The 21,272-nt window shown below is 65.4% G+C and carries 21 protein-coding genes; 2 read left to right on the top strand and 19 right to left on the bottom strand.

Annotated features, from left to right (window positions below):
- The first annotated feature begins 905 nt into the window (after nucleotides 1-905).
- Entirely contained in the window at nucleotides 906-1,598 is a 693-nt protein-coding gene (locus tag BVG79_RS13205; RefSeq protein WP_085787578.1) for a DnaA N-terminal domain-containing protein, read from the top strand.
- 42 nt (nucleotides 1,599-1,640) lie between these two features.
- Here the strand turns inward: BVG79_RS13205 and BVG79_RS13200 are convergent, their stop codons facing one another.
- The 15 genes from BVG79_RS13200 to BVG79_RS13130 all read right to left on the bottom strand — a co-directional run bounded on the left by BVG79_RS13200 (nucleotide 1,641) and on the right by BVG79_RS13130 (nucleotide 14,841).
- Nucleotides 1,641-2,864 carry a metal-dependent hydrolase family protein gene (locus BVG79_RS13200; protein WP_085787577.1) on the bottom strand — a complete coding sequence of 408 codons (1,224 nt, stop codon included), beginning with the start codon at nucleotides 2,862-2,864 and terminating at the stop codon, nucleotides 1,641-1,643.
- A 4-nt stretch (nucleotides 2,865-2,868) separates the two neighbouring features.
- Entirely contained in the window at nucleotides 2,869-3,348 is a 480-nt protein-coding gene (locus tag BVG79_RS13195) for a GAF domain-containing protein (RefSeq protein WP_085787576.1), read from the bottom strand.
- Between the two features lie 14 nt (nucleotides 3,349-3,362).
- On the bottom strand, nucleotides 3,363-4,265 hold the full coding sequence (locus BVG79_RS13190; RefSeq protein WP_085787575.1) for a branched-chain amino acid ABC transporter permease: 903 nt from the start codon (nucleotides 4,263-4,265) through the stop codon (nucleotides 3,363-3,365).
- A complete protein-coding gene (locus BVG79_RS13185) occupies nucleotides 4,265-5,125 on the bottom strand; it encodes a branched-chain amino acid ABC transporter permease (protein WP_085787574.1) in 861 nt (286 codons plus the stop codon). The genes BVG79_RS13190 and BVG79_RS13185 overlap by 1 nt, the downstream gene beginning before the upstream one ends.
- A gap of 7 nt (nucleotides 5,126-5,132) precedes the next feature.
- A complete protein-coding gene (locus BVG79_RS13180; protein WP_085787573.1) occupies nucleotides 5,133-6,332 on the bottom strand; it encodes an ABC transporter substrate-binding protein in 1,200 nt (399 codons plus the stop codon).
- A gap of 49 nt (nucleotides 6,333-6,381) precedes the next feature.
- Complete coding sequence (locus BVG79_RS13175; RefSeq protein ID WP_085787572.1) at nucleotides 6,382-7,083, bottom strand: ABC transporter ATP-binding protein; 702 nt, start codon at nucleotides 7,081-7,083, stop codon at nucleotides 6,382-6,384.
- Nucleotides 7,076-7,846 (bottom strand): ABC transporter ATP-binding protein, encoded by a 771-nt coding sequence (locus tag BVG79_RS13170; RefSeq protein WP_085787571.1) that lies wholly within the window; start codon nucleotides 7,844-7,846, stop codon nucleotides 7,076-7,078. Before BVG79_RS13170 ends, BVG79_RS13175 begins: the two co-directional genes overlap by 8 nt.
- A complete protein-coding gene (locus tag BVG79_RS13165) occupies nucleotides 7,843-8,523 on the bottom strand; it encodes a TetR/AcrR family transcriptional regulator (RefSeq protein ID WP_085787570.1) in 681 nt (226 codons plus the stop codon). The genes BVG79_RS13170 and BVG79_RS13165 overlap by 4 nt, the downstream gene beginning before the upstream one ends.
- Nucleotides 8,524-8,762: 239 nt before the next feature.
- Nucleotides 8,763-9,710: an ABC transporter substrate-binding protein gene (locus BVG79_RS13160; protein ID WP_085787569.1), complete on the bottom strand. Its 948-nt coding sequence runs from the start codon at nucleotides 9,708-9,710 to the stop codon at nucleotides 8,763-8,765.
- Nucleotides 9,707-10,612, bottom strand: coding sequence for a sucrase ferredoxin (locus BVG79_RS13155; RefSeq protein ID WP_085787568.1), 906 nt, complete (start codon nucleotides 10,610-10,612; stop codon nucleotides 9,707-9,709). The genes BVG79_RS13160 and BVG79_RS13155 overlap by 4 nt, the downstream gene beginning before the upstream one ends.
- Before the next feature lie 4 nt (nucleotides 10,613-10,616).
- Entirely contained in the window at nucleotides 10,617-11,666 is a 1,050-nt protein-coding gene (locus BVG79_RS13150; protein WP_085787567.1) for a FecCD family ABC transporter permease, read from the bottom strand.
- The gene (locus tag BVG79_RS13145; RefSeq protein WP_085787593.1) at nucleotides 11,663-12,670 is read right to left on the bottom strand and encodes a FecCD family ABC transporter permease; all 1,008 of its coding nucleotides are present in this window, start codon (nucleotides 12,668-12,670) and stop codon (nucleotides 11,663-11,665) included. The genes BVG79_RS13150 and BVG79_RS13145 overlap by 4 nt, the downstream gene beginning before the upstream one ends.
- Nucleotides 12,667-13,455: an ABC transporter ATP-binding protein gene (locus BVG79_RS13140; RefSeq protein ID WP_085787566.1), complete on the bottom strand. Its 789-nt coding sequence runs from the start codon at nucleotides 13,453-13,455 to the stop codon at nucleotides 12,667-12,669. The genes BVG79_RS13145 and BVG79_RS13140 overlap by 4 nt, the downstream gene beginning before the upstream one ends.
- A 61-nt stretch (nucleotides 13,456-13,516) precedes the next feature.
- Nucleotides 13,517-14,407 carry a MurR/RpiR family transcriptional regulator gene (locus BVG79_RS13135; RefSeq protein WP_198167939.1) on the bottom strand — a complete coding sequence of 297 codons (891 nt, stop codon included), beginning with the start codon at nucleotides 14,405-14,407 and terminating at the stop codon, nucleotides 13,517-13,519.
- Nucleotides 14,408-14,622: 215 nt separating this feature from the next.
- The gene (locus BVG79_RS13130; protein ID WP_085787564.1) at nucleotides 14,623-14,841 is read right to left on the bottom strand and encodes a hypothetical protein; all 219 of its coding nucleotides are present in this window, start codon (nucleotides 14,839-14,841) and stop codon (nucleotides 14,623-14,625) included.
- Nucleotides 14,842-15,191: 350 nt separating this feature from the next.
- Between BVG79_RS13130 and BVG79_RS13125 the strand changes: the two genes are divergently transcribed.
- Nucleotides 15,192-16,130: an ABC transporter substrate-binding protein gene (locus BVG79_RS13125; RefSeq protein WP_085787563.1), complete on the top strand. Its 939-nt coding sequence runs from the start codon at nucleotides 15,192-15,194 to the stop codon at nucleotides 16,128-16,130.
- Between the two features lie 4 nt (nucleotides 16,131-16,134).
- On the opposite strand, the gene BVG79_RS13120 is transcribed toward BVG79_RS13125, so the two are convergent.
- From BVG79_RS13120 to BVG79_RS13105, 4 genes are all read right to left on the bottom strand, one after another.
- Complete coding sequence (locus BVG79_RS13120) at nucleotides 16,135-17,511, bottom strand: Dyp-type peroxidase (protein ID WP_085787562.1); 1,377 nt, start codon at nucleotides 17,509-17,511, stop codon at nucleotides 16,135-16,137.
- On the bottom strand, nucleotides 17,511-18,230 hold the full coding sequence (locus BVG79_RS13115) for a hypothetical protein (RefSeq protein ID WP_085787561.1): 720 nt from the start codon (nucleotides 18,228-18,230) through the stop codon (nucleotides 17,511-17,513). Before BVG79_RS13115 ends, BVG79_RS13120 begins: the two co-directional genes overlap by 1 nt.
- Nucleotides 18,231-18,272: 42 nt before the next feature.
- Entirely contained in the window at nucleotides 18,273-19,367 is a 1,095-nt protein-coding gene (locus BVG79_RS13110; protein WP_085787560.1) for a catalase family protein, read from the bottom strand.
- 138 nt (nucleotides 19,368-19,505) lie between these two features.
- Nucleotides 19,506-21,170: a BCCT family transporter gene (locus BVG79_RS13105; RefSeq protein ID WP_085787559.1), complete on the bottom strand. Its 1,665-nt coding sequence runs from the start codon at nucleotides 21,168-21,170 to the stop codon at nucleotides 19,506-19,508.
- Nucleotides 21,171-21,272: the final 102 nt, after the last annotated feature.

Genomic DNA, 21,272 nt, shown 5'->3' with positions numbered 1-21,272 from the left:
GCCTGTTCCGGTTTTACAACGTAGATTACTGCTGCCTTAGGAATACGATGGAACGGATCAAACGGCAAAACATTAGTTATGAGAAAGCGTCAAATCTGACAAATATCGAAATAGCGTTGGAAAACGGCGAAAACACCGTTGGCAGCGGGAAGGGCAGGGGGAAGACACCTTCCCCGCGGGGAAGATTTGGGCGGGGAGGGGCTGAAGTTGGGGGGACAAAAGAGAGGGTGTTTTAGAGGTTGAGGGGACAGGAAAGACTATTTAAGGGGCCATTATATGTGGCCCCCATTACCATTCTTAACCAGATTCAAATATCAAGATGAAGGATTTTAGAGTGGCAGGAATGGGTCGAGGGTCTGGCGAGATGGGGAGGAGGTGCGAAGGCCCTTGACAGAATCGGAGCGGAGGACGCAAATCGCTGAGGAGATGCGAATAGCGTTGGGAGATGAGTCGGGAAAGGCGCAAGCGGTCGATATTGCCGGATCACTGCTGATCTACGTTGTGGGATGGATCATGGGGTTTCTCGAAGCGGGTTGGGGCGAAGAAGGCGCGGAGAGTGCCGACGCGTTTTGAGTGTGACTTGTTTTGAGTTTCTGTTTTGGGTCTCGAGCGGCGGCGGGTTTCGGGACGTGAAGGTTGCGGGGGAGTGCGCTGTGCTTGGATGGCGCCGCAACGGGCGGTGGTGTGACGCGATGTGAACCGGTGTGCGGTGAACTGAAGCGGTGAGATGGTACGACGGGCGGCGCCGGTGAAAACGGGGCGCGCGGTGTGGCTGGGGTAAGCCGGACGGAGATCTGGTGGTGTAGGACATCTGCGGCGGGGAAGGCCGTGGAGCGTGAGTAGAACGGGGCAGGGGCGATCACGGAGAATTCCGGGGGCCCGCAACAGGCAAAGAGGGCAGACAGGTGTTGGTGCAGAAAATTGCAGGGCGCGCGGGCGCGACGCAGAAGTATGACCTGCTGACGGTGTTGGGAAGCTATGCGCTGTCGCAAGATCGCACGTTGCAGCGGCAGACGCTGCGACTGATTTGCTTGATCACGGCGCGTTATAATTGGCAGAGCGATCAACTGTCGGTCGCGCAGACGGAGATTGCGCGGCTGTGGTCGGTCGATCCGCGGACGGTAAAGCGCGAGATGGCTGCGTTTCGGGCGCGTGGCTGGTTGGTTGAAAAGCGCGCGGCGGGGCGTGGACGCGTGACGCTGTATGGTTTGGGGCTGCGGCAGATCTGGGAGGATACGCGCCCTGTGTGGGCGCGTATCGGGCCAGACCTAGTGGCGCGCCTATCGGGCGATGCGGCGGGGCAGGGGGGCGATGGGCCTGCACCCGAGGCAGGTGCGACGGTGATCCCGTTTCCGCAGATGGGGGCGGCGCCTGCGGTGCCGCTGTGGCCCGAGGTCGCGCGGCGGCTGTTCGACGAGAATGCCGGAACCTTCAACGCGTGGTTTGCGCCGCTGGTGCCTGCGTTGGAGGAGGGGGTGTTGATTTTGCGCGCGCCCGGCGGGTTCCACGCAAGCTATGTCCGCACGCATCTGCAGGGGCGGATCGAGGCGGCCTTGCGGCGCGTCGAGCCCACGGTGGCGCTGCGGATAGAAGGGTAGGGGCCCGCGCGGTGTGCGGGGCCCCTTTGAGGTCTGGCGGTGTCAGGATTTGACGAAGACGCCGCCTTGCATGATGTGGGTGATGTGATCGCCCTGACCCGACAGCAGGCTGAGGTCTGCGAGGGGGTTGCCATCGACGAGGATGATGTCGGCAAACGCACCCTCGCGGATGCAGCCGATCTGGCCTTCCATGCGCAGCAGGCGTGCGGCGATGTGGGTGGCTGAGGCGATGACTGTTGCTGCGGGCAGGACTTGGCCGCGCAGTTCGAATTCGCCTGATTGGTGGCGGTGCATCTCGCCCAGAAGGTCGGATCCATAGGCCATCGGCAGGCCCGCGTCGTGCATAATTTTCAGCGATTCCATGCCCTTGAGGCGGACGCTGTCGATTTTGGCGATCGAGGCGGGCGGCAGGCCGACATCGGGCCCTTCGGAGGAGAGCTTGTCATAGGTGACGAGGGTCGGCACCGCGATGCAGCCGTGGTCGGCGGCGAATTTGGCGGTCTCGGGTTCGATCAGGTTGCAGTGCTCGAGCGAGTGGACGCCGCATTCGACCGCGCGGCGGATGGCGGCATCGGTATAAAGGTGGGCGGCGACATAGGTGCCGGCGTTCGCGGCTTCCTCGACGCAGGCGAGGATTTCTTCGCGCGAGAAGCCGAGGAAGTGGATCGGATCGCTGGGCGAGGAGACGCCGCCGTTGGCCATGATCTTGATGAAATTGGCGCCGCCCTTGATTTCCTCGCGGCAGGCGCGGCGGACTTCGGGGACGCCGTCAACCACGCGACCGAGCGAGCCGAGCGGGATGTAGGTGGCAGGCATCGGGTGCACGTCGTAGGCGCCGCGTTGGTCGGTATGGCCGCCCGTTTGCGACAGGGCGTTGCCGGGCACGTTCAGGCGCGGGACGGGCAGGGGCGAGTAGCTGGCGGCCTTGACCAGCGTGCCGGTGGCCCCGCCGAGGTCGCGCACCGTGGTGAAGCCGCGCAGGAGCATGGCGTTCATGATATTGAGCGCGCGCACCATGACTATAGCATCGGGCAGGGCGGCGTTCAGTTTCAGGTCGGCTTCGGCGGCGACGACGTGGACGTGTGCGTCGATCAGGCCGGGCATCAGCGTTTTTCCGGTGACGTCAACGATCTGCGCCTGCGCGGGGGCAGTCAGGTTCGGGCCGATTTGCTGGATGAGGCCTTCGGCGAGGAGGATGTCGGTGGGGGCGGATGGGTGGTCTTGCGTGCCGTCGACGATGGCGGCGTTCTTGAACAGGGTGATCATGGGTTTACTTTGCGTTGTTTTCAAAGCGCGCTGCGAGGAAGCCCGCGACGGGCAGGCCTGCGAGGCGCTTGACGGCGTTCAGGTGGTCTTCGGTCAGTTGGCCCTCGGGGGCGAGCATGTTCATGGTTCCGACCACCTTGCCGTCATAGAGGCAGGGGATGTTGATGCAGGCGCCAAGGCCCAGCGAGTAGATCAGCTCGTGATCGAAGAAGGCCCATTTGATGGCCGCTTTGTCGGGCAGCAGCAGGGGCTGTTTGTCGCGCAGGACGTGGTTTCCCCAATCGGTCGGGCCCATGTGTTTGCGGCCTGATACGGGGTAGGCCTCGGGCTGGGAGGAGTAGATGCGCGCGACCTCGGAGCCATCGACGTAGAGCAGGGTGAAAAGCTGGTGGCCGGTGATCTGGCGCGTGTGTTCGGCCAGCGCGTCAAAGAGGGGGGTGGGTTGGCCGGGTTCGGCCAGGGTATCGAGGAGCGATTGGAGCATGGGTGTGTCCGGTGTTAGCGTTTTGGGGCGGGCAGGCGTTGCTCTGGCAGAACGCCTTGGGCGCGGAATTGCAAGATCAAGATAAGGGCGAGGCCGACCATCATTTCGCGGACCGAGGCGGCTTGGACGGCCGAGATGCCGGGGATGATATGGGCGATGAATCGCGCGCCCTCGAGGAAGCCGACGACGAGGAAGGCGCCGAGGACCGCGCCTGCGGGGCGGCCGACGCCGCCTGCGGTGACGGCGAGGAAGATGTAGATCGTCAGCAGCGACTGGAAGTGGTCGGGCGAGATATAGCTTTGGAAGTGGGCATAGAGGCCGCCGGCGAGGCCCGCGAGGGCGGCCGAGAGGGCGAAGGCGATCATTTTGAAGCGGACGATGCGTTTGCCGGCGAAGCTGGCGAGTTCTTGGTCTTCGCGGATGGCTTTGAGGACGCGGCCGAAGGGTGAGCGGTCGATCCGGCGCAGCAGTAGGAACGCGACGATCATGATGGCCAGCACGAGGACCATGTAGAAAATTTGGAATTGGGCGGGGTTGAGCAGGCCCGCGAAGGGGCGGGGGATGCCCGAGATGCCGTCGGCGCCTTTGGTCAGCCAGCGTTCGTTCAGCGCGACGAGGCGTACGACTTCGGCGAAGCCGAGGGTGACAATGGCGAGGTAGTCGCCGCGCAGGCGCAGCGTGGCCGAGGTGGCGGCGACGCCGACGAGGGCGCCGACGGCCATCGAGCAGATCAGGCCCAGCCAGATCGGCATGCCGGTGAGGGTTGTGAGCAGCGCCGAGGCGTAGGCGCCGACCGCGAAGAAGCCCACAAGCCCGAGGTTCACCATGCCCGCCGCGCCCCAGATAAGGTTCAGGCTGAGGGCGAGGATGCCGTAGATACCGGCGGTGATGAGTGCGAAGACGAGGTAGCTGAGCATTAGCGGCGTTCCCCCAGAATGCCCTGCGGGCGCATCGAGAGCACCAGCAAGATGACGACGAAACCGATGGCCGAGCGGTAGGTGGCGGGCATGAAGAGCAGCGAGATTTCCTCGCCCACGCCGATAATCAGCGCGCCGAGGAGGGCGCCGGGGATCGAGCCCAGCCCGCCGAGGACGGCGGCGGCGAAGATGGGCAGCAGGAGGCGGGAGCCGGTCATAGGCTCGATGGCGGAATCAAGCCCGAGGAGCATGCCGCCGACGCCTGCAAGGCCGGTGCCGAGGGCGACGGTGGCCATGGCGATTTTTTGCGGGTCCATGCGGTAGATACGGGCAAGGTCGGGGTTGTCGGCGACAGCGCGCATAGCCTTGCCGTAGCGGGTCAGCGACAAGAAGCCGAAGACCAGCGCCATGATCACCACCGCGATGATGACGTTTTGCAATTGTTGCGGCCCCACGCGCAGGCCCCAGAAGAACCAGTCGCGCACCAGCGGGGTATCGAAGGCCCGCAGGTCGTTGCCGAAGATGAAGCGCACCACGTTTTCAAGCAGCACCGAAGCCGCGATCGAGGCGATGGCCACTGTAAGCGCGCCAGCGGGGCGCAGCCGTTTGAGGGCCAGTTGTTCGACCAGCATGCCAACCAGCGCCGCGACGACGAAGGCCGCGATGAGGGCGGGAATTTCGGACCAGCCGAAGACAGTATTGGCATACCATGCCGCAAAAGCGCCAATGGTGGCCAGCGCGCCGATGGAGAAGTTTGCGTAGCGCAGAACTGCGAACATGGCGGTCAGCCCCATGGCAGGGATCGCTAGAAGCGATCCCGCCATGATACCGTTCAAGATAGCTTGAATAAGTGGGATCATAAGTGCCTCAGGCCGTTTTCAGCCAGGTCAGGGTGCCGTCTTTGACTTGCTCGTAACGGAATTGGCAGTCGAGGATGTCGCCGATGGCGTCGAAATCGCAGGGGCCCGACGCGCCGTTGTAGTTGACGGCCTGCCCTGCGGCGAGGGCTTGCAGGCCGTCGACGGCATTGGCGACCTCGACCCCTTCGGGGTTCTGCGAGACTTGGCGCAGGTCATCCTTGATGGCGGTGCCGCTGGCGGTGCCCGCGACGGCGATGGCCAGCAGGATCAGGTTGATTTGGTCGTAGACCTGCGCGGTGTAGGTGTCGGGGCTGGTGACGTTGATCAGCTGCGACAGTTCGGAGTAGCCCGTCGCGCCTTCGGCCGGAGAGGGCGAGATAGTGAAGATGCCTTCGACGACATCGGCGGGTAGTTCGTCGACCAGTTTTTGGTTGACCGAATACGCGAAGGCCAGAAGCTTGCCGCCAAAGCCGCTGCGGTAGACGTCTTTCAGCAGGACGGTGGTGTCGGGGGTATAGCCGCCCAGCACCAGCATGTCGGGATTGAAGGCCAGCATCTCGTCGATTTCCGAACGGTAGGACGATTTCTTGTCATCGTAGACCAGCAGGTCGACGTGGCCACCTGCGGCCTCGACCGCGGCTTTGATCGCGCCGAACTGGCTTTCGACGAAGGGTGTTTGCGGGGTCATGAAGAAGACGCGGGCCGCGCCCTGTTCAATAGCGAATTCGCCGAACTTGCGCCCTTGCAGCGCGGTGTTCGGCTGGGTGCGGAACAGGTAGCCCTGGTGCGGCAATTGGGTGATCGTATCGGCGCCCGAGACGGTGGCGAGGGCGATTTGCGATTCCCAGCACAGCGGTGCGACGGCGGTGGTTACCGACGAGGCCCACGTGCCCATAATGGCCTGTACGCCATCGACGTCGATCAGCTTGCGCGCGGCGCGCACGCCCGCTTCGGGGTTGGTCTGGTCATCTTCCGAGATGATTTCGACGGTGCGCCCGAGGACGCCGCCTGCAGCGTTGACCTGATCGGCGACAGCTTTGGCGGCGGCGGCCATGACAGGGCCGTAGGGGCCGCCCGCGCCGGTCAGCGGGGTGAGGGTGCCGAGTTTGATCGGGCCGGTCGATTGGGCGATGGCGCGGATGGGGGCAAGGGCTGCAAGGGCGCTGAGCGCGGTGGCAGAGACGAAGGCACGACGATTGAGACGCATTTCATTAAATCCCTGTAAGGTGTTGTTTATAAGGTTTTTATTTTAGTGATCAGCCGCCAAGGAACAGGCGGCGGATTTCGGGGTCGGCGGCCAGTTCGGCACCTGTGCCGGTGGCGGCATCTTTGCCCGCGACCAGCACGTAGCCGCGCGACGAGATCTGCAGGGCCTCGAGGGCGTGTTGTTCGACCATCAGGATCGGCATGCCTTCGTTGCGCAGCGCGATGATGGCGTCGAACAATTCGTTCGTAGCCTTGGGCGAGAGGCCTGCTGTAGGTTCGTCCAGCAGCAGGATTTTGGGTTTGGTCAGCAGCGCCATCGCCATGGCGAGGATTTGACGCTGCCCGCCCGAGAAGGTGCGCGCAAGTTGGTGGCGGCGCTGCGCGAGCACGGGGTAGCGGTCCATCATGGCGTCACGCGCGCTGGCGAAGCCGCGGCGCGGGCCGCTGTAGGCCAGTTCGAGGTTGTCTTTGACCTGCAGCATGCCGAAGACGTTGCGTTCTTGCATGACGAAGGCGAAGCCGGATTTGGCACGCTCGAGTGCGGATTGGGCGGTGACGTCTTGGCCGGCGAGGGTGATTTTCCCCTCTTTCGCGGGGACGAGGCCGGCGATGGTTTTGAGGAGGGTGGATTTGCCTGCGCCGTTCGGGCCGATGATTGTCACCAGCTCGCCCGCTTGCACGTTGAGCGAGGCGCCTTTGAGGATTTGTTCGGCGGCGCCGTAGCCCGCGACGATTGCGTTTGCCTCAAGCATGTTCTTTGCGGGCCCCTAGGTAAGCTTCTTGGACGTCGAGGTTGGAGATGACGGCGTCGAAGGTGCCCTTCATCAGGGTGCGGCCTTCGGCGAGGACGGTGACCGGATTGCACAGTTGGCCGATCAGGGGCATGTCGTGTTCGATCAGGCAGATGGTGATGCCGTCGGCGTTCAGGCCGCGCAGGTGGTCGGCGATTTGCTGGGTTAGCGTGGGGTTCACGCCCGCCATCGGTTCGTCCAGCAGGATCATTTTGGGGCGGGCCATCAGCGCGCGGCCGATTTCGACCAGTTTCTTTTGGCCGCCCGACAGTGCGGTCAGCGGGTTGTCGATGACATGGTCGAGGCGCAGGCGGTGGGCGATGGCGAGCGCTTCCGCGGCGGCGGCTTCTTCGGCTTGTTTGCCGGTGCGACTGCCGAACAGCGAGGCGAGGAGGCCTTCGCCGAGGTTGTCTTGCGCATAGAGCATGAGGTTTTGGAAGACGGTGAGTTTGGGAAAGCCGCGCGCCATTTGGAACGTGCGCACAAGGCCGAGCGCCACGCGTTCGTGCGGGGTCATGCGGGTGATGTCGTGGCCGTCGAAGGTCACGGTGCCCGCGTCGGGGATGAAGAGGCCCGAGATGGCGTTGTAGAGCGTGGATTTGCCCGCGCCGTTCGGCCCGACGAGGCCTGCGAATTCGTGGGCTTCGACGCTGAAATCCACCCCGTTCAGCACGGGGACGCGGTAGAAGGCGTGGCGCAGGTCGCGCACTTCGAGCAGGCTCATTGCGGGGATCCTATGGGGGGCGTGGGCGCGGTGCGCAGTTGGGTTTTCAGCAGGGATTTCCATTCGCTGAGCATGGCTTCGAAGTAGCTTTTGTCGTAGCGCACGATGGTTTGGGCGATCATGCCGCGGATGAGGCACATGGTCAGGTTCATCAGCACGGCGCCGTAGGCGGGGTCGACGTTGTAGCGTTTGGCCAGCGCGTCCCAGATCGCCTCGAGGCCGGCGTGGAATTCTTTGACGACGGGGACGACCTGCAGGCGGAAGTCTTCGTTGTGGCGCGCTTCGGGCAGGTATTCGAGGGTCAGGTAGAACAGCCCGTCCGACATCATCGCCCACAGGTAATCGACGGTGGCGTCGGCATCGACGTGGCGGTCCATGTCGTTGGCGAAGGCGAAAAGCTGTTCGTTGACCTCGTGCAGGTGGCGGTCGATCGCGGTGGTGATCAGGTGTTCCTTGGAGCGGAAATGGTGCGTCATCGCCCCGCGCGAGACCTGCGCACGCTGCGCGATCATGGTGGTGGTCAGGCGCGAATAGCCGACCTCGAGCAGTAGATCCTGCGTGGCCTTGAGGAGCGCGGCGATCATCGCCTCGGACTTTTCGACTTGTCGCTTGGGCGCGCGCCTTTGCGCAGCTTTGGGGGCTGCTGCGGCAGGCGCGGGCTGGCTTTCATCCCGCATGTATCTTCCCTGAGGTCGTGGTGGGGCGTTGGTGCCCCTTGGGTCAGACGATACACGGCGGCGCGGATCGCGGAAGAAAAATACAAACAGGTCTGTATGTTTTTATTGTGAAGTGGCGTCGCGGCGGGCTTCGTGGGGTAGTAAGTATATGATTGTATGCCAGAAAGGCGATATGCTTGTTTTTTAGGCTTTGGTGGCTACGGGGCGGCTGATGCGCCCCGCAGTAGGTTGCGCCGTGATTACGGCGCGGGCGTGATCGTTTTGCTGCTGATGATTGCGCCGATGGCGGCGGCCATCATGCCTGCTGCGGTGTAGGACCGCGCGACCGCTTCCTCGCGCGGGAGGTAGACGATCTGTTCGTTCTGGCAGGCGTGCAGGAAGGTGCAGTAGCCGGGCATGATGGTGTCGAGGTTGGCCTCGACTTCGGCTTTGCCGCCGGTGCCCGAAAGGTAGGTCAGGAACATCAGGTCGGCATCGAAGTCTTGCAGGCGTTCGCCCGAGAAGCGGACGCGGTCGTCGCCCTCAATCGAGTTGAGGATGTCGGGGAAGGTGAAGCCCGCGTCGCGCAGCACTTTGCCCAGCACGCCGTAGGTGTGCCACGCTTGGATTTCACCGTCGTAGACCAGCAGGATCGAGGCCGACAGGGCGCGCCCGTCGAGGGTGTCGCGCAGTTGGGCGATTTGGTTGGCGTAGCGTTCTTTCAGGATCGCGAGTTTGTCTTCGGTGCCGGTGAGGGCGGCCAGATCCTCGAATGTGGCCAACTCGCCGCGCATATTGTCGGCGACCAGCACGGTGGGGGCGATCACCTCGAGTTTTTCGCGCGGGGTGGTGGTGAAGGGGGACATCACGATCAGGTCGGGGGCGAGGGCTGCGATCGCCTCGAGGTCGGCGTCTTGGCCGCCGATGGGCGTGATGCCCGAGTTTTCAAACGTGACGCCCGAGAGCGTGCCGGTGCCGCGCATGAACGGCTGGCCGTTGCTGTCGGTGCGGCTGAACGAGCCGACGGGGATCACGCCCAGTTCGATCAGCGGGGTGGTGAGCGAGCTGTCGTGCATCGAGACGATGCGTTGGGGGTGGGTGGGCACCTCGACCGAGATGCCGGCGTCGTCGACCCATGTGCGGGTGTCTTGCGCGGCGGCAGCGGTGCCGAGCGCCGCGAGGAGTGTTGCGATGAGGGCGAGTTTCATGCGGGTGTCCCTTGTGTTGGGGGGGCGTTGCTGTCGATGCGGTGGACAAGCCAGCGCGGGCTGGGTGCGGGGGGTGTGCCGATGGCCGCGCAACGGGCGGGGGTGGTAAAGTCGTGGCGGTGCAGGTGCACCGTGGCGGGGTAGCTGCCGATTTGGCCGTGCACGGTGCAGCTGGTGGCGTTTGCATCAAGCGGGGGCGCCGCCTGCAGCGTGACGGGTGCGCCAGCCGCCTGTTGCAGCAGCGCGAGATGGGCGACCTGTTCGGGCGGGCTGCGTGTGGGGTCGCCGCGAAAGCCGGGCAGGTAAGGTTGGCCTGATGTGATCGCGGCGAGGAAGGCGGGTGCGGTTTCGGCGTCGAGCCTGCCGTAGCGTTGGCGCGTGGGCAGCAGCACCAGCGAGGCGGCGTATTTGCACCCGCCGAGGTGGGCTGCCTGCAGCACGCGCGTTTGGGCCGGGTCGGCGATGGCGTCCAGTGCGCGGTAGGTGGCGTAACCCCATTTGGCGCAGCAGGGGTCGCGGCGCGAGTCGGTGCAAACCAGTATGGTATGTGCGGGGTGGGGCGCGGGTGCGCCGATGGCCGCCCCTGCGCTGGCGTTTGTGATCAGCGCGGCAAGCGTCGCTTGGTCGGCGCGGTGGATGGTGGCGCCGGTGGCGGGGTCGTAGAGGTCGGGCAGCGCATCGGTATCGCCGGTGCGGTCGCACAGTGCGACGTAGAGGCCGGCGGCGGTTGCCGCGCCGATCGCCTGCGAGAGGGCGGGCGTCATGCCGTCGGCGCTGTCGCGGCGGTGGCGCCATTTGGCGCGCGGCCAGCGCAGGATCAGGTAGCGCTCGGCCAGTTTGCCGGTGCCTGCCATGGGTTCGTCGGCGGCGCAGCAGATGTCGCGGCAGAAGGTGCGAGTCATGGGGTCAGCCTTGGGTCGGGCCGCGCCGCAGCAGCCCGACGAACACGGGCACGCCGATCATTGCGGTGATCAGGCCGGCGGGGATTTGCACCGGCGCGGCGAGGGTACGCCCCGCAAGGTCGGCCAGCGCGACCAGCACCGCGCCGCAAAGTGCCGTCAGCACGAGGTGGAGGGCAGGCCCTGCGGGTGCGAGGCGGCGCGCGGCATGGGGGCAGATCAGGCCGATGAACCCCAGCGGGCCTACGCTGGCGGTTGCCGTGGCGGCCAAGCCGACGGCGATGATCACCAGCAGCGGGCGCAGTTTGCGGGTATTGACGCCAAGGCCGGTTGCGGTTGCCTCGCCCAGCCGCAGGGCGCCGATGGGGCGGGCGAGGGCGAGGAGGGCGGGGGCGAGCAGCGCCGTGGCAAAGCCGAGGGCGTGGACATCGCGCCAGCCGGTGCTGCCGATCGACCCCGACAGCCAGCCGAGCGCCGCGACGACGCGGTCGATGTTGCCGTAGGTCATCAGGGCGGCGTTGATGGCCGAGATCATCGCGGCGACGCCGATGCCCAGAAGGATGAAACGCACCGTGGTATTGCCGCGTTTGCTGGCGCTGAGGGCGAGGATGAGGGCCGTCACCGCCAGCGCGCCGCCGAATGCGGCCAGCGGGCGCCAGACGGCGGCGGCTGTGGGGGCGGCGACCAGCACGATCAGCGCTGCGCAGGCCGCGCCTTGGCTGACGCCGACCAAGGAGGGGTCGGCCAGCGAATTGCGCGTCAGGTTTTGCAGGGCGGCCCCCGAGAGTGCCATCATCGCCCCGGCCAGCAGCGCGCAGATGGCGCGGGGCAGGCGGAATTCCCACACGACGTTGTCGATCATTTCGCCTGTGCCGCCGCGCAGGGCGCTGATGGTTTGGTGCCATGTCGCGCCGAAGCTGCCGGTTCCGAGGCTGGCGAGCAGTGTGGCGGCGGCGATGAGGGTGAGCAGCAGGCACATCCAAAGTGCGCGGCGGGGCAGCAGCAGCGAGAGGCGGGGGGTGCGGATGAGGATCTCGGACGGGCGGATCAGGGTCATGCGCGGCTCCAGACCAGCCAGATGAACAGGGGCGCGCCGAGCATGGCGGTGAGGATGCCGGTGGCGATTTCGCGCGGGGCGATGAGGATGCGGGCCAGCGTGTCGACGCCGAGCAGGTAGGTCGCGCCAGCTAGCAGGGCGCAAGGGATGATCCAGCGGTAATCAGACCCGACGATCAGTCGCACGGCGTGGGGGACGACCAGTCCGATGAACCCCAGCGGGCCTGCCAGTGCCACGGCGCAGGCGGTGAGGGTGACGACGATGGCCAATGCCCAGAACCGCAGCCAGCCGGTGCGCAGGCCGAGGGCGGTTGCGACGTCCTCGCCCATGGCCATGACGGTGATTTGGCGGGCGATCAGCAGCGCGCCCGCCAGCGCGGCGGCCAGCCATGGCAGCACCACCCAAAAGACAGTCATGCTGCGGCCCGAGAGTGTGCCGACCAGCCAGCCGCGCAGGCGTTCGTAGTTTTGCGCATCGAGCAGTTGCGAGAGGGTGATGAGCGCGCCGAGGAAGGTTGAGACAGCCGCCCCCGCCAGCAGCAGGGTTAGCACGGTGAGGCCGCCCGGTACCGCGCGGGCGATGGCCCAGACCAGCAGCGCTGCGAATAATGCGCCGCCTGCGGCCAGCGGCGGAACGAAGGCCACTTGCGTCAGCCCCGCCAGCGACCCGCCGATGACCACCGCGAACGAGGCACCCATCGTCAGCCCCAGCACCCCCGGCGCGGCTAGCGGGTTGCGGGTGATGCCCTGCATCAGCGCGCCCGCAACGGCCAGCGCGGCCCCAACCGTGGCGGCGAACAGCGCGCGCGGCAGGCGCAGGTTGCGCACGACAGCGTGGTCGAACTGTGTGGGGTCGGGCGCGACAAGCGCTTGCGCTACGGTGGTGAACGCGATGGGTTTTGCCCCGACCGCGATATGGACGATGACCATCGCGGCGCAGGCGAGGGCGAGGAGGCCGAGTGCGGGAAGCCCAACGCGCGCTGGGGCTTTTAAGGCCTCGGTCATTTGGGGCGGGCGCTGCGGGGCACGCACAGGGGGGTGCCGGTTTCGGGGTCGGGGATGATTTGGGCGTCGAGGCCGAAGGTTTCGTGCAATGTGGCCGCCGTGAAGGTTTGTGCGACCGGCCCGTGGTGCAGGATGCGGCCGTCTTTCATCATCACGAGGTGGTCGGCGTAGGCTGCGGCCAGATTAAGTTCGTGCAGCACCACGATCAGCGTTCGACCGCGGTCGTGGGCGAGGTGGGCGAGCAGGTCCATCAGGTCGATCTGGACGCGCAGGTCGAGGAAGGTTGTGGGTTCGTCCAGCAGTATGAGGTCGGTATCTTGGGCCAGCACCATGGCGATCCACGCCCGTTGGCGCTGGCCGCCCGACAGCGTGTCGATGGCCCGCTGCGCGAGGTCGGTGACGTTGGCTTGGGCCATGGCGGCGGTGATGGCGGCTTCGTCGCCTTGCGACCATTGGCGCAGCATCCCTTGGTGGGGGAAGCGGCCTTGGGCGACAAGGTCGCGGACGGTGAGCCCTTCGGGGGCGGTTGGGCCCTGCGGGAGCAGGCCTAATTTGGTGGCAAGCTGCCGTGTGGGCAGTGCGTGGATTGACTTGCCATCAAGGATGACGGCGCCCTGTGTGGGTGCAAGGATGCGGCCCAGAGTTTTGAGCAAGGTGGATTTGCCGCACCCGTTCGGGCCGATCAGCGCGGTGATGCCGCCGGTGGGGAAGCCGAGCGAGACGTCTGTCACGATGGGTCGCGCGCCGTAGCCGGCGCTGAGGTTTTCGACGCTGAGTCGCGACATGCACTTGCCTATTGTCGTCACGTATCTGGCGGCGCTTAGATTACCTGACTGTAGTAGTAAACTATTTCGCGCGAGGCCGTTTGGGCGCGCGGTCCAGCGTGGCGCGCACCACGTCGAGCCGTTCGAGCGCCAGCGTGGCTTGGGCGCCGCGTTCGTGCAGCAGCGCGGTCAGCAGCAGTTCGGCCATCAGGAAGAATGCCAGTTTAAATGTAAGGTGTTGGTTGCCAGTTTCGGGGGCGGTGCCTTCTGTGTCCAGATAGGGGCCGAGGCGCGCATCGGCGGCCCATTGCGGGGCGTTGCCGATCAGCACGGGGGTGCGGCGGTCGGCAGCGAGGAGAGCGAGGACGCCCAGTGCCTCGGGGTAGGGGGGGCCGACGGCGATCATCAGGGTGCTGTCATCGGGGCGCAGCAACAGCATTTGGTCGGCAAGGTCGGCCCCGCGCCGGTCGAGGAGGAGCGCGTCGAACCCGAACCGCACCAGCATGTCGTGCACGAAGATTCCGACGGGGCGCGCCGACCCCTGCGCGAAGATAGCGATGCGTGGCCCTGCGCGCAGGCTGGCCGCCGCGCGGGTGATTTGCGACAGCGTAGACGGCGTATGCAGGCGCGAGATGATGCCGGCCGCCGAAGTCAGCCAAGTATCAAGGGCTTGGGTGTCGCTGCGGGGCAGGTCGCGCAGGGTGCGCCGGACGCGGCCTGCGTTGGTTGTGCCGTCGCCTTGCGCGCGCAAGACGGCGTCGCGCCATGCGGGCAGGCCGGCGAACCCCAGCGCCTTGATCGTGCGCACGACAGTGGCGTCGGATGTGCCGGTAGCCGTTGCGATTTGCAGGGCCGATGTGTGCGCGGCGGCGGCCGGAAAGTCGGCGAGGTAGGTGGCGACCCGCCGCATTGCGGGCGAGAGGCGGTCGGTATGCCGCGCGAGGGCGGCCTGCGTGATGTTGGGCGTTGTCATGGGACGATTCTGTAGTGGATGTGATTTACTACAGTCGCGGGGCGGTGGGGGCTGCAAAAATATCGCCCCGAGGGGGGCGGCGCGCGAAAAGCTGCCGATCGGCCCCAGCGCACCGCGCGCGTTTACAGAATGTGCCCGCCCGCGATGTCGAAGTGGGTTCCGTTTGCCCATGCATATCGTCCGAGACCCTCGCTCTCATCGCGGCATATACGGACTTAGCCGCGCGCGGTGGAGGGTGTGCAGCCCGAGGAGGCGTTGACGATGCGCCGGCCGACGGCCAGCAGCGGCAGAAGGTGTTGCGTAAGGTGGTAGATCTGGCCGCGCAAGTGCGTCGAACTGGGCGCGGGCGAAGGTAGTTCCCCGGATTGGGCGAAGGCGCGGAAGCCCGCGGTTTTGTCGGCGCTGAGGAGCAGCATGACGGCCTTTCCATCCATGGCCGCGATTTCTGCGACAAGCGGGCCGCTGTTGGCTGCGTTGGTGGGCTAGGTGATGCCGATGCCGCGTTGGGCCCGATGCAGGGCCATGTTGCGGCCAAGGCTATAGCTGGCGCGTACGAGGATGACGATTTTATGGCGCATGTCATTGCTTGTGGGGTCGGTCGGCCGAGTGTAGGCCCGTGCGCGTGGGTGCCGGGGCTGCTGCGGGATTTGGGCTTGGCGGGGAGAGCATCGGGCTATAGGTCTGAAGACGCGCGGATATTTTCGGGCGCGGGTCGCCAGATCTATAGCGCGCGCCGCCCCTATTGGCACGGGTGATTCCGTGGCACGATCTGAGGAGACGCAGAATGAAACGCAGCATCGTAATTTTGGCCGCCGCTTTGCCGATGGCTTTGCCTGCCGCCGCGCAAGAGGTGCGCACGGTGACCGACCACATGGGGTTCGAGGTTGTTGTGCCCGACGTGCCGCAGCGTGTGGTGACGTTGAACGACTGGACGACGACGGTGATGGCGCATGAGCTGGGCGCGAATGTTGTGGGGTCGGGCGGGCGTGTGGGCAGCGATGGCGCGCCTTATATGCGCTCGATGCGGGAATTGTATGGGGTGGAGTTTGGGGATGAGATTGCGCTGGCCTCGATCCATGGCGAGTTGGATGCCGAGCGGATTGCAGCGCTGCGGCCAGACCTGATTATTGCGCTGGAAAGTGACGCGATGCCCTATCGCGCGCAGTTAGCTAGCATTGCGCCGGTGTTGATGTATGCGGCCGAGAATGGCCAGAGCGGGTTGGAAAATTACGCCGATTTGGCCGAATGGCTGGGCAAGGGCGCGGCATTTGACGCATTGCAGGCCGGCTACGAGGCGCGGGTGCAGGATGTGCGTGGGCGGATGCCCGCAGCGCCGGGCAGCTACATCGCCATGCTGCCCAACCCGCGCGAGGGGACGATTTACATCTATCGCACCTATGGGTCGATGACTGTTGTGCTGGAAGATTTGGGCTTTAGCCGCGACCCGATGATGGACGCGGTGCCCGAGGGTGCGCAGAGCATGGTCAGCAGTGCCGAGTTGATCGGCGGCATCACGGCGGACAGCATTTTCATGACCCACATCCCCGACCGGGGCGAAGATTTGGGTGTTTTGATGGGCCAGTTGGACGAGATCGCCCCCGGATACCGGGATTTCCTGCCGGCGGTCGCGGCGGGGAACGTGGTATCGCTGCCGCGATTCCACGTGTATCCGCCGACCTTTGCCGCGATGGGGCAGGTGCTGGACCACTTCGACCCGCAGTAAGGGCCTAGGCTTGCCAGCCTGCGGCGGCGATCCATTGCAGGGCGGGCAGCGAGGGCATGAACAAATATTCGCCGCCGCGCAGCTGGTTGAAGGTTGTGACCCCGTCGATACGTTTGCGGGCGGGGTCGGCGGGGATGGTGAAGCGGCCGGGTTCGGGGTGTAGGCCGACGATGGGGTCGCGCTCGGTTCCCAGATCGATGAAATTGCCGCGGTTGATCCATTCCTGTTGCAGGAATTCGATGGTGTCGTAGGCGCGGGCGCTGATGAAGATGAAGAACAGCCCACGTGCATCGGGCGTATCGTCGGCGGAGGTGACATCGGGTGTCCAGCGCGGGCCGAAGGTGGACGAGCGGCGGATCACGCGGTGGATGTTCTGGTCGGTCATGATCGAGAGTTCGGACCCGCGCGGGTTCATGCGGCGGGTATGTGCCGCGTGCGGGCAGATGAGGCCGCGTTCGTCGCCCGCAAAGTCGAAGTCGTTGTTGCGGGCGGGGTCGGCCCCCAGCGCGGGATCGTCGTGGTCGGGCGTCAGGCTGAGGGGTGCGCCCGAGCGCCAACGCCCGAACATTTTTGCCGCCAAGCGGTGTTGTTCGTCGGGGTCGGTGGTTTTGGATTTCAGGAAGTCGTTGAAGGCACCGACGCGGGAATCGTATTTGCGCAGCACCACGTACGAGCCGTTTTTGGCTAGAATGGCGGGTTCAGGCATGGCGACGGGCGCGCCGGTTTCGCTGTCTTCGCCGAGGATGAATTCGCCGGGGGCGATCGCGTCCTCTTGCCCGGGTTGGGGGGCGACGCCCGCGCCGCGCACGGTGGGCTGCGAGATGGAATCGCGAAAGCCGAAGGGGTTTTCGGCGTGTTCATCGGCCCCGAATTCGTGCGTGCCGACCAGCACCACCCCATGCGCGGCGTCAAGTGCGGCGAAGGCTTTGTCTTTGGCGATGGCCAGCGCGGCGTCATCGGCGGCGTAGATGGTCAGCGCGATGTGGCATTTGCGGTCGGTGAAGGCGTCTTCCCAGCCTTCGGGGGCGTTTTCGCCGGTGTCGCGCAGGGCCGCCGCGCGGGCGGCCATGCCGTCGCGAAATGCGATGGGGAAAGTGTCGAGCATGGTTTGCGGCAGCCCCAACGCCTGCAGGCCCGCGTGGCTGATGGCGACACCGACCCAGGCATCGAGGTCGTCTGTCCAGTTTGCGGCCGAGGGGATGTGCGGGGCGAGTTCGCCCAGCAGCGCCCGCCCGCCCGCAGCATCGGTGATGTGCAGCATGGCGTGGATGCCGACATAGGGTTCGGGGCGCGCGCGCAGGATGAGGGCCTGGATTTCGTCAAGTTGCAGCGTGACTTTGTTGCGGTCGAACCGCGCGCGGATACGATCGAGCAGGGACATCAGTAATCCACCCCCACCGGCATCGAGATCTGGTCTTGCAGTTTGCGCAGCGCGGCGCGGGTTGTTGCGTCGACCTCGGGGTTTTCGGACATGGTGTCGAGGAAGGCTTCGACTGCGGCTTCCATACGTTGGAAGCGGCGCACGTCGACGACTGTCACTTGCGGGTTGGCGACGAACCAGCCCGAGGCGTCGATCTGGTGGTTGGCGATGAAATCCTTGACCGTGGGGTCGGCGATGCCGGGCCAGCCTTCGATATTGGCGAAGAGCAGGTCCATCAGGCCGGGGATTTTGGTCGCGAAGTCGTTGATATAGGCGTCCCAGTCGCCATCGTAGGCGGTGGCGAACAGAATGCGGGTGTCGTTGTCGAACAGCACGAAGCGCATGTCGTGCAGGGTCGAGACCTTTTGCGCGCCGTCGAAATTGCCGTGGGTCAGTTCAAAAATCCGCCGCAGGCGCGCCGCGCCGCCGGGTTTGATGGTTGCGATGGCGGTGAGTTCCGAGACATTGCCGCTTTGGCGCCCTGCGCGGCCCGCTGATTGCGATGTACCGTCGTAGAGTGTGTTATGGTCTTTGATCCAGCCGCGGATGGCGATGCCGGCCAGTTTGGGGGCGTCTTCGGCAACCTCGCTTGCGACGCGGATGAGGGCCGCGAGGCGGGATTCATCGGACAGGCGCGGGTCTTTTTCGGGCGTGTTTTCGGGGGTTGTGTTGTCGGTCATCGTCGTCTCCTGCGGTCACGCGGGGTGGGTGCAAAGGGCGGTTCAGTCGGCGATATCGGCGAGGGATTGTGGCTCGTGCCGGGGGCGGGCGTTCAGGGTGTGCCGCTGGCGGGACGAGCTGTCGTAGGCGTGTTTGCGCACGCGCATGATGGACCCTAGCGGTTGGTGCGCGGTGATGCCGTTCCATGGGTTGAACGACAGCATGTCGTCGCCTGCGACCTGACGGCCGGGGGTGTAGGGGTCTTGCGGGGGGAAATGCAGCCGCGCGATGGGCACATGGGGCGAGGCGGCAGGGTCCCATAGGACGGCGGCGTCCTCGACCGGCATGGCGGCGGCATCGGTGCACAGTTGGGCGTGCAGCAGGTAGGTTGTGGGCTGCGCGCGGCACCATTCGCCCACCGCGTCGCGCATGGCCGAGTAGCCGTCGCCGATGGGTTGGCCGGTTAGGGTCGCGGTTGGCCCCTCGGGCGCGAGCGAGAATTTCGCGATGTAATCGCCGTAGCGCACCGCGCCTTGGCTGTGGAATGTTTCGCCCAAAGCGTGCACGCGGGCCAGCGCGAGGCCTTGCAGCGTGGCATTTGGGGTGCCGCCCAACGCGTCGATCACGCCCGCGGCGGCGCGTGCGGCGGCTGATCCTGCGCGTTGCAGGCTGTCGGGGGCGCGGGCCTTAGCCTCGAGCGGGCCGAGCATTTTCTGGTATTTGCCGACATCGCCAAAGGCGAGGACGGGGATGTTCACCATCAGGATGTCTTGGTTCGCGCCGCCGATGTCGGGCAGCAGGCGGTCGCCATCAACGCCGAGGATTTTGAGGGCGAACCCCTGCGGGGCGGCGACGTCGTCGCTGTGGATGTCGCCGGGGGCGGCCGAGATGCGGGCGAGGATGTCGTAGTCGCGCTGCGTGCCGAAGATGCCTTGGGCAAAGGCGGGCGCGAGGCCCGGCAGAACGCTGAGGTGGCCTTTCAGCACCGCGTGGCTTTTGGCGTGTGCATCGCGGTGGGCATGGCGGTGGCGTTCGGCGGCGGCGCGCTGGTTGGCGGCCATGTGGGCGACGATTTCGGCGGTGATGCGGTCTTCGTCGGGGAAAGGGGTTTCGGTCGGGTTCGGATCTGTGGCTTTGGAAAACGTGACGTACGCCATGTACGGCTCCTCTGCTGCGGTCGATCTTAGGCGGGCGGTGTGGTCTTTCTTTGTTGTAAGAGGATGGTAGGGGGGATTTTTGGGGAAAGCTAGGGTTTTGGGGGTCTTGCCCGCCGCTAGGGCGGGCAAGACGGGTTGTCAGCGGGGTTCCGCCATCAGCCCTTTGACTAGCGCGTAGCAGGCCCCCAGCAGAACGATAGCGAAGGGGAAGCCGGTCGAGACCGCCATGGCTTGCAGCGCGGTCAGCCCGCCGCCCAGTAGCAGCGCGATGGCGACGGCACCCTCGAACGTGGCCCAGAACACGCGTTGGGGGATGGGGGCGTTCACTTTGCCGCCCGCGCTGATGGTGTCGATCACCAGCGAGCCCGAGTCCGACGAGGTGATGAAGAACACCACCACAAGGATGATGCCAACCAGCGAGGAGATGGCCGGAAGCGGCAGGTGCCCCAGCATTTCGAACAGTTGCAGTTCCAGCGCGGCGTCTTGCACCGTGGTCAAGCCTTGGGTGACGACTTGGCTGATTGCGGTGCCGCCGAGGGCGGTCATCCAGATGGTCGAGACCAGCGAGGGGATGAGTAGGACGGCGATCAGAAACTCGCGCACGGTGCGGCCGCGGCTGACGCGGGCGATGAACATGCCGACGAAGGGCGACCAGCTGATCCACCAGGCCCAGTAGAAGGCCGTCCAGCCGTGGCGGAAGTTATCGTCGGTGCGGCCGATGGGGTTCGACAGCGCGGGCAGGTATTCGACATAGGCCAGCAGGTTTTTGAAGAAGCCGGTGACGATTTGCAGCGTCGGGCCTGCCAGAATGACGAACAGCAGCAGCAGCAGCGCCAGCAGCATGTTCAGTTCGGACAGCCGCTTAACGCCCTTGTCCATCCCCGAGACGACCGAGGCGGTGGCGATGGCGGTGATGACGATGATCAGCACGATCATCGAGCCGGTGCCGGACTGCCAGCCGAACAGGAATTCGAGGCCGGCATTTGCTTGCTGTGCGCCGATACCGAGCGACGTGGCCAAGCCAAACATGGTGGCGAAGACGGCAAGGATGTCGACGAGATGGCCCGGCCAGCCCCAGATGCGTTCGCCGAAAATGGGGTAGAAGATCGACCGTAGCGTCAGCGGCAGCCCTTTGTTGAACGCGAATAGGGCGAGGGCGAGCGCGACGACCGCGTAGATTGCCCATGGGTGGATGGCCCAGTGGAAGATAGTGGCGGCCATGGCAAGGCGGCGCGCGCCTTCGGCATCGCCCGCGTAGCCGTTCAGGGGGGCCCAGTCGGTCCGCGCGCCATCGGGGCCGAAGGTTGGGCCGGCGAAGGCAGCGGTAAAGTTGCCGAGCGGTTCCGCGACGCCGTAGAACATCAGCCCGATGCCCATGCCGGCGGCGAACAGCATCGAGAACCACGAGACGTAGTTGTAATCGGGGGTGGCATCCGGCCCGCCGAGGCGCACTTTGCCCAAGGGCAGCACGATCAGCGCGAGGCAGAGCAGCACGAAGATATTGCCGGCGATGATGAAGAACCAATCGAGGTTATTCGTCAGGAAGTCGCGCAGGTTGCCGAAGACCGGACCGAGCGCGTTTTGGAACATCAGGGTGATCAGCGTGAAGGCGACGATTCCCAGCGCTGAGACGCAGAAGACGATATTATGGATGTCGAGTTCGAACACGAAGCGACGACGGAAGTTTATGTTGTCTTGGCCAATTTCGTAATCGGTCTCGATGATTTCTGTCGCGCCTTCGGGTGCGGGGACCGCTTCTTCGGGCGTTTGGGGGTCAATCGGGGTACGATCGTTATCTGGCAAACCCTCGTCCTTCTATTGTTATAGCGTGGTTTTTGGCGGCCGTTTTGGGTGACGCGCGGGGCATCGGGCCGTTGGGGGTAAAGACCACGCTATCACAAGGCC

Source organism: Ketogulonicigenium robustum, assembly GCF_002117445.1.
In the GTDB taxonomy this organism is placed as follows: Bacteria; Pseudomonadota; Alphaproteobacteria; order Rhodobacterales; family Rhodobacteraceae; genus Ketogulonicigenium; species Ketogulonicigenium robustum.
This window is presented reverse-complemented; position numbering and strand designations above follow the sequence as displayed.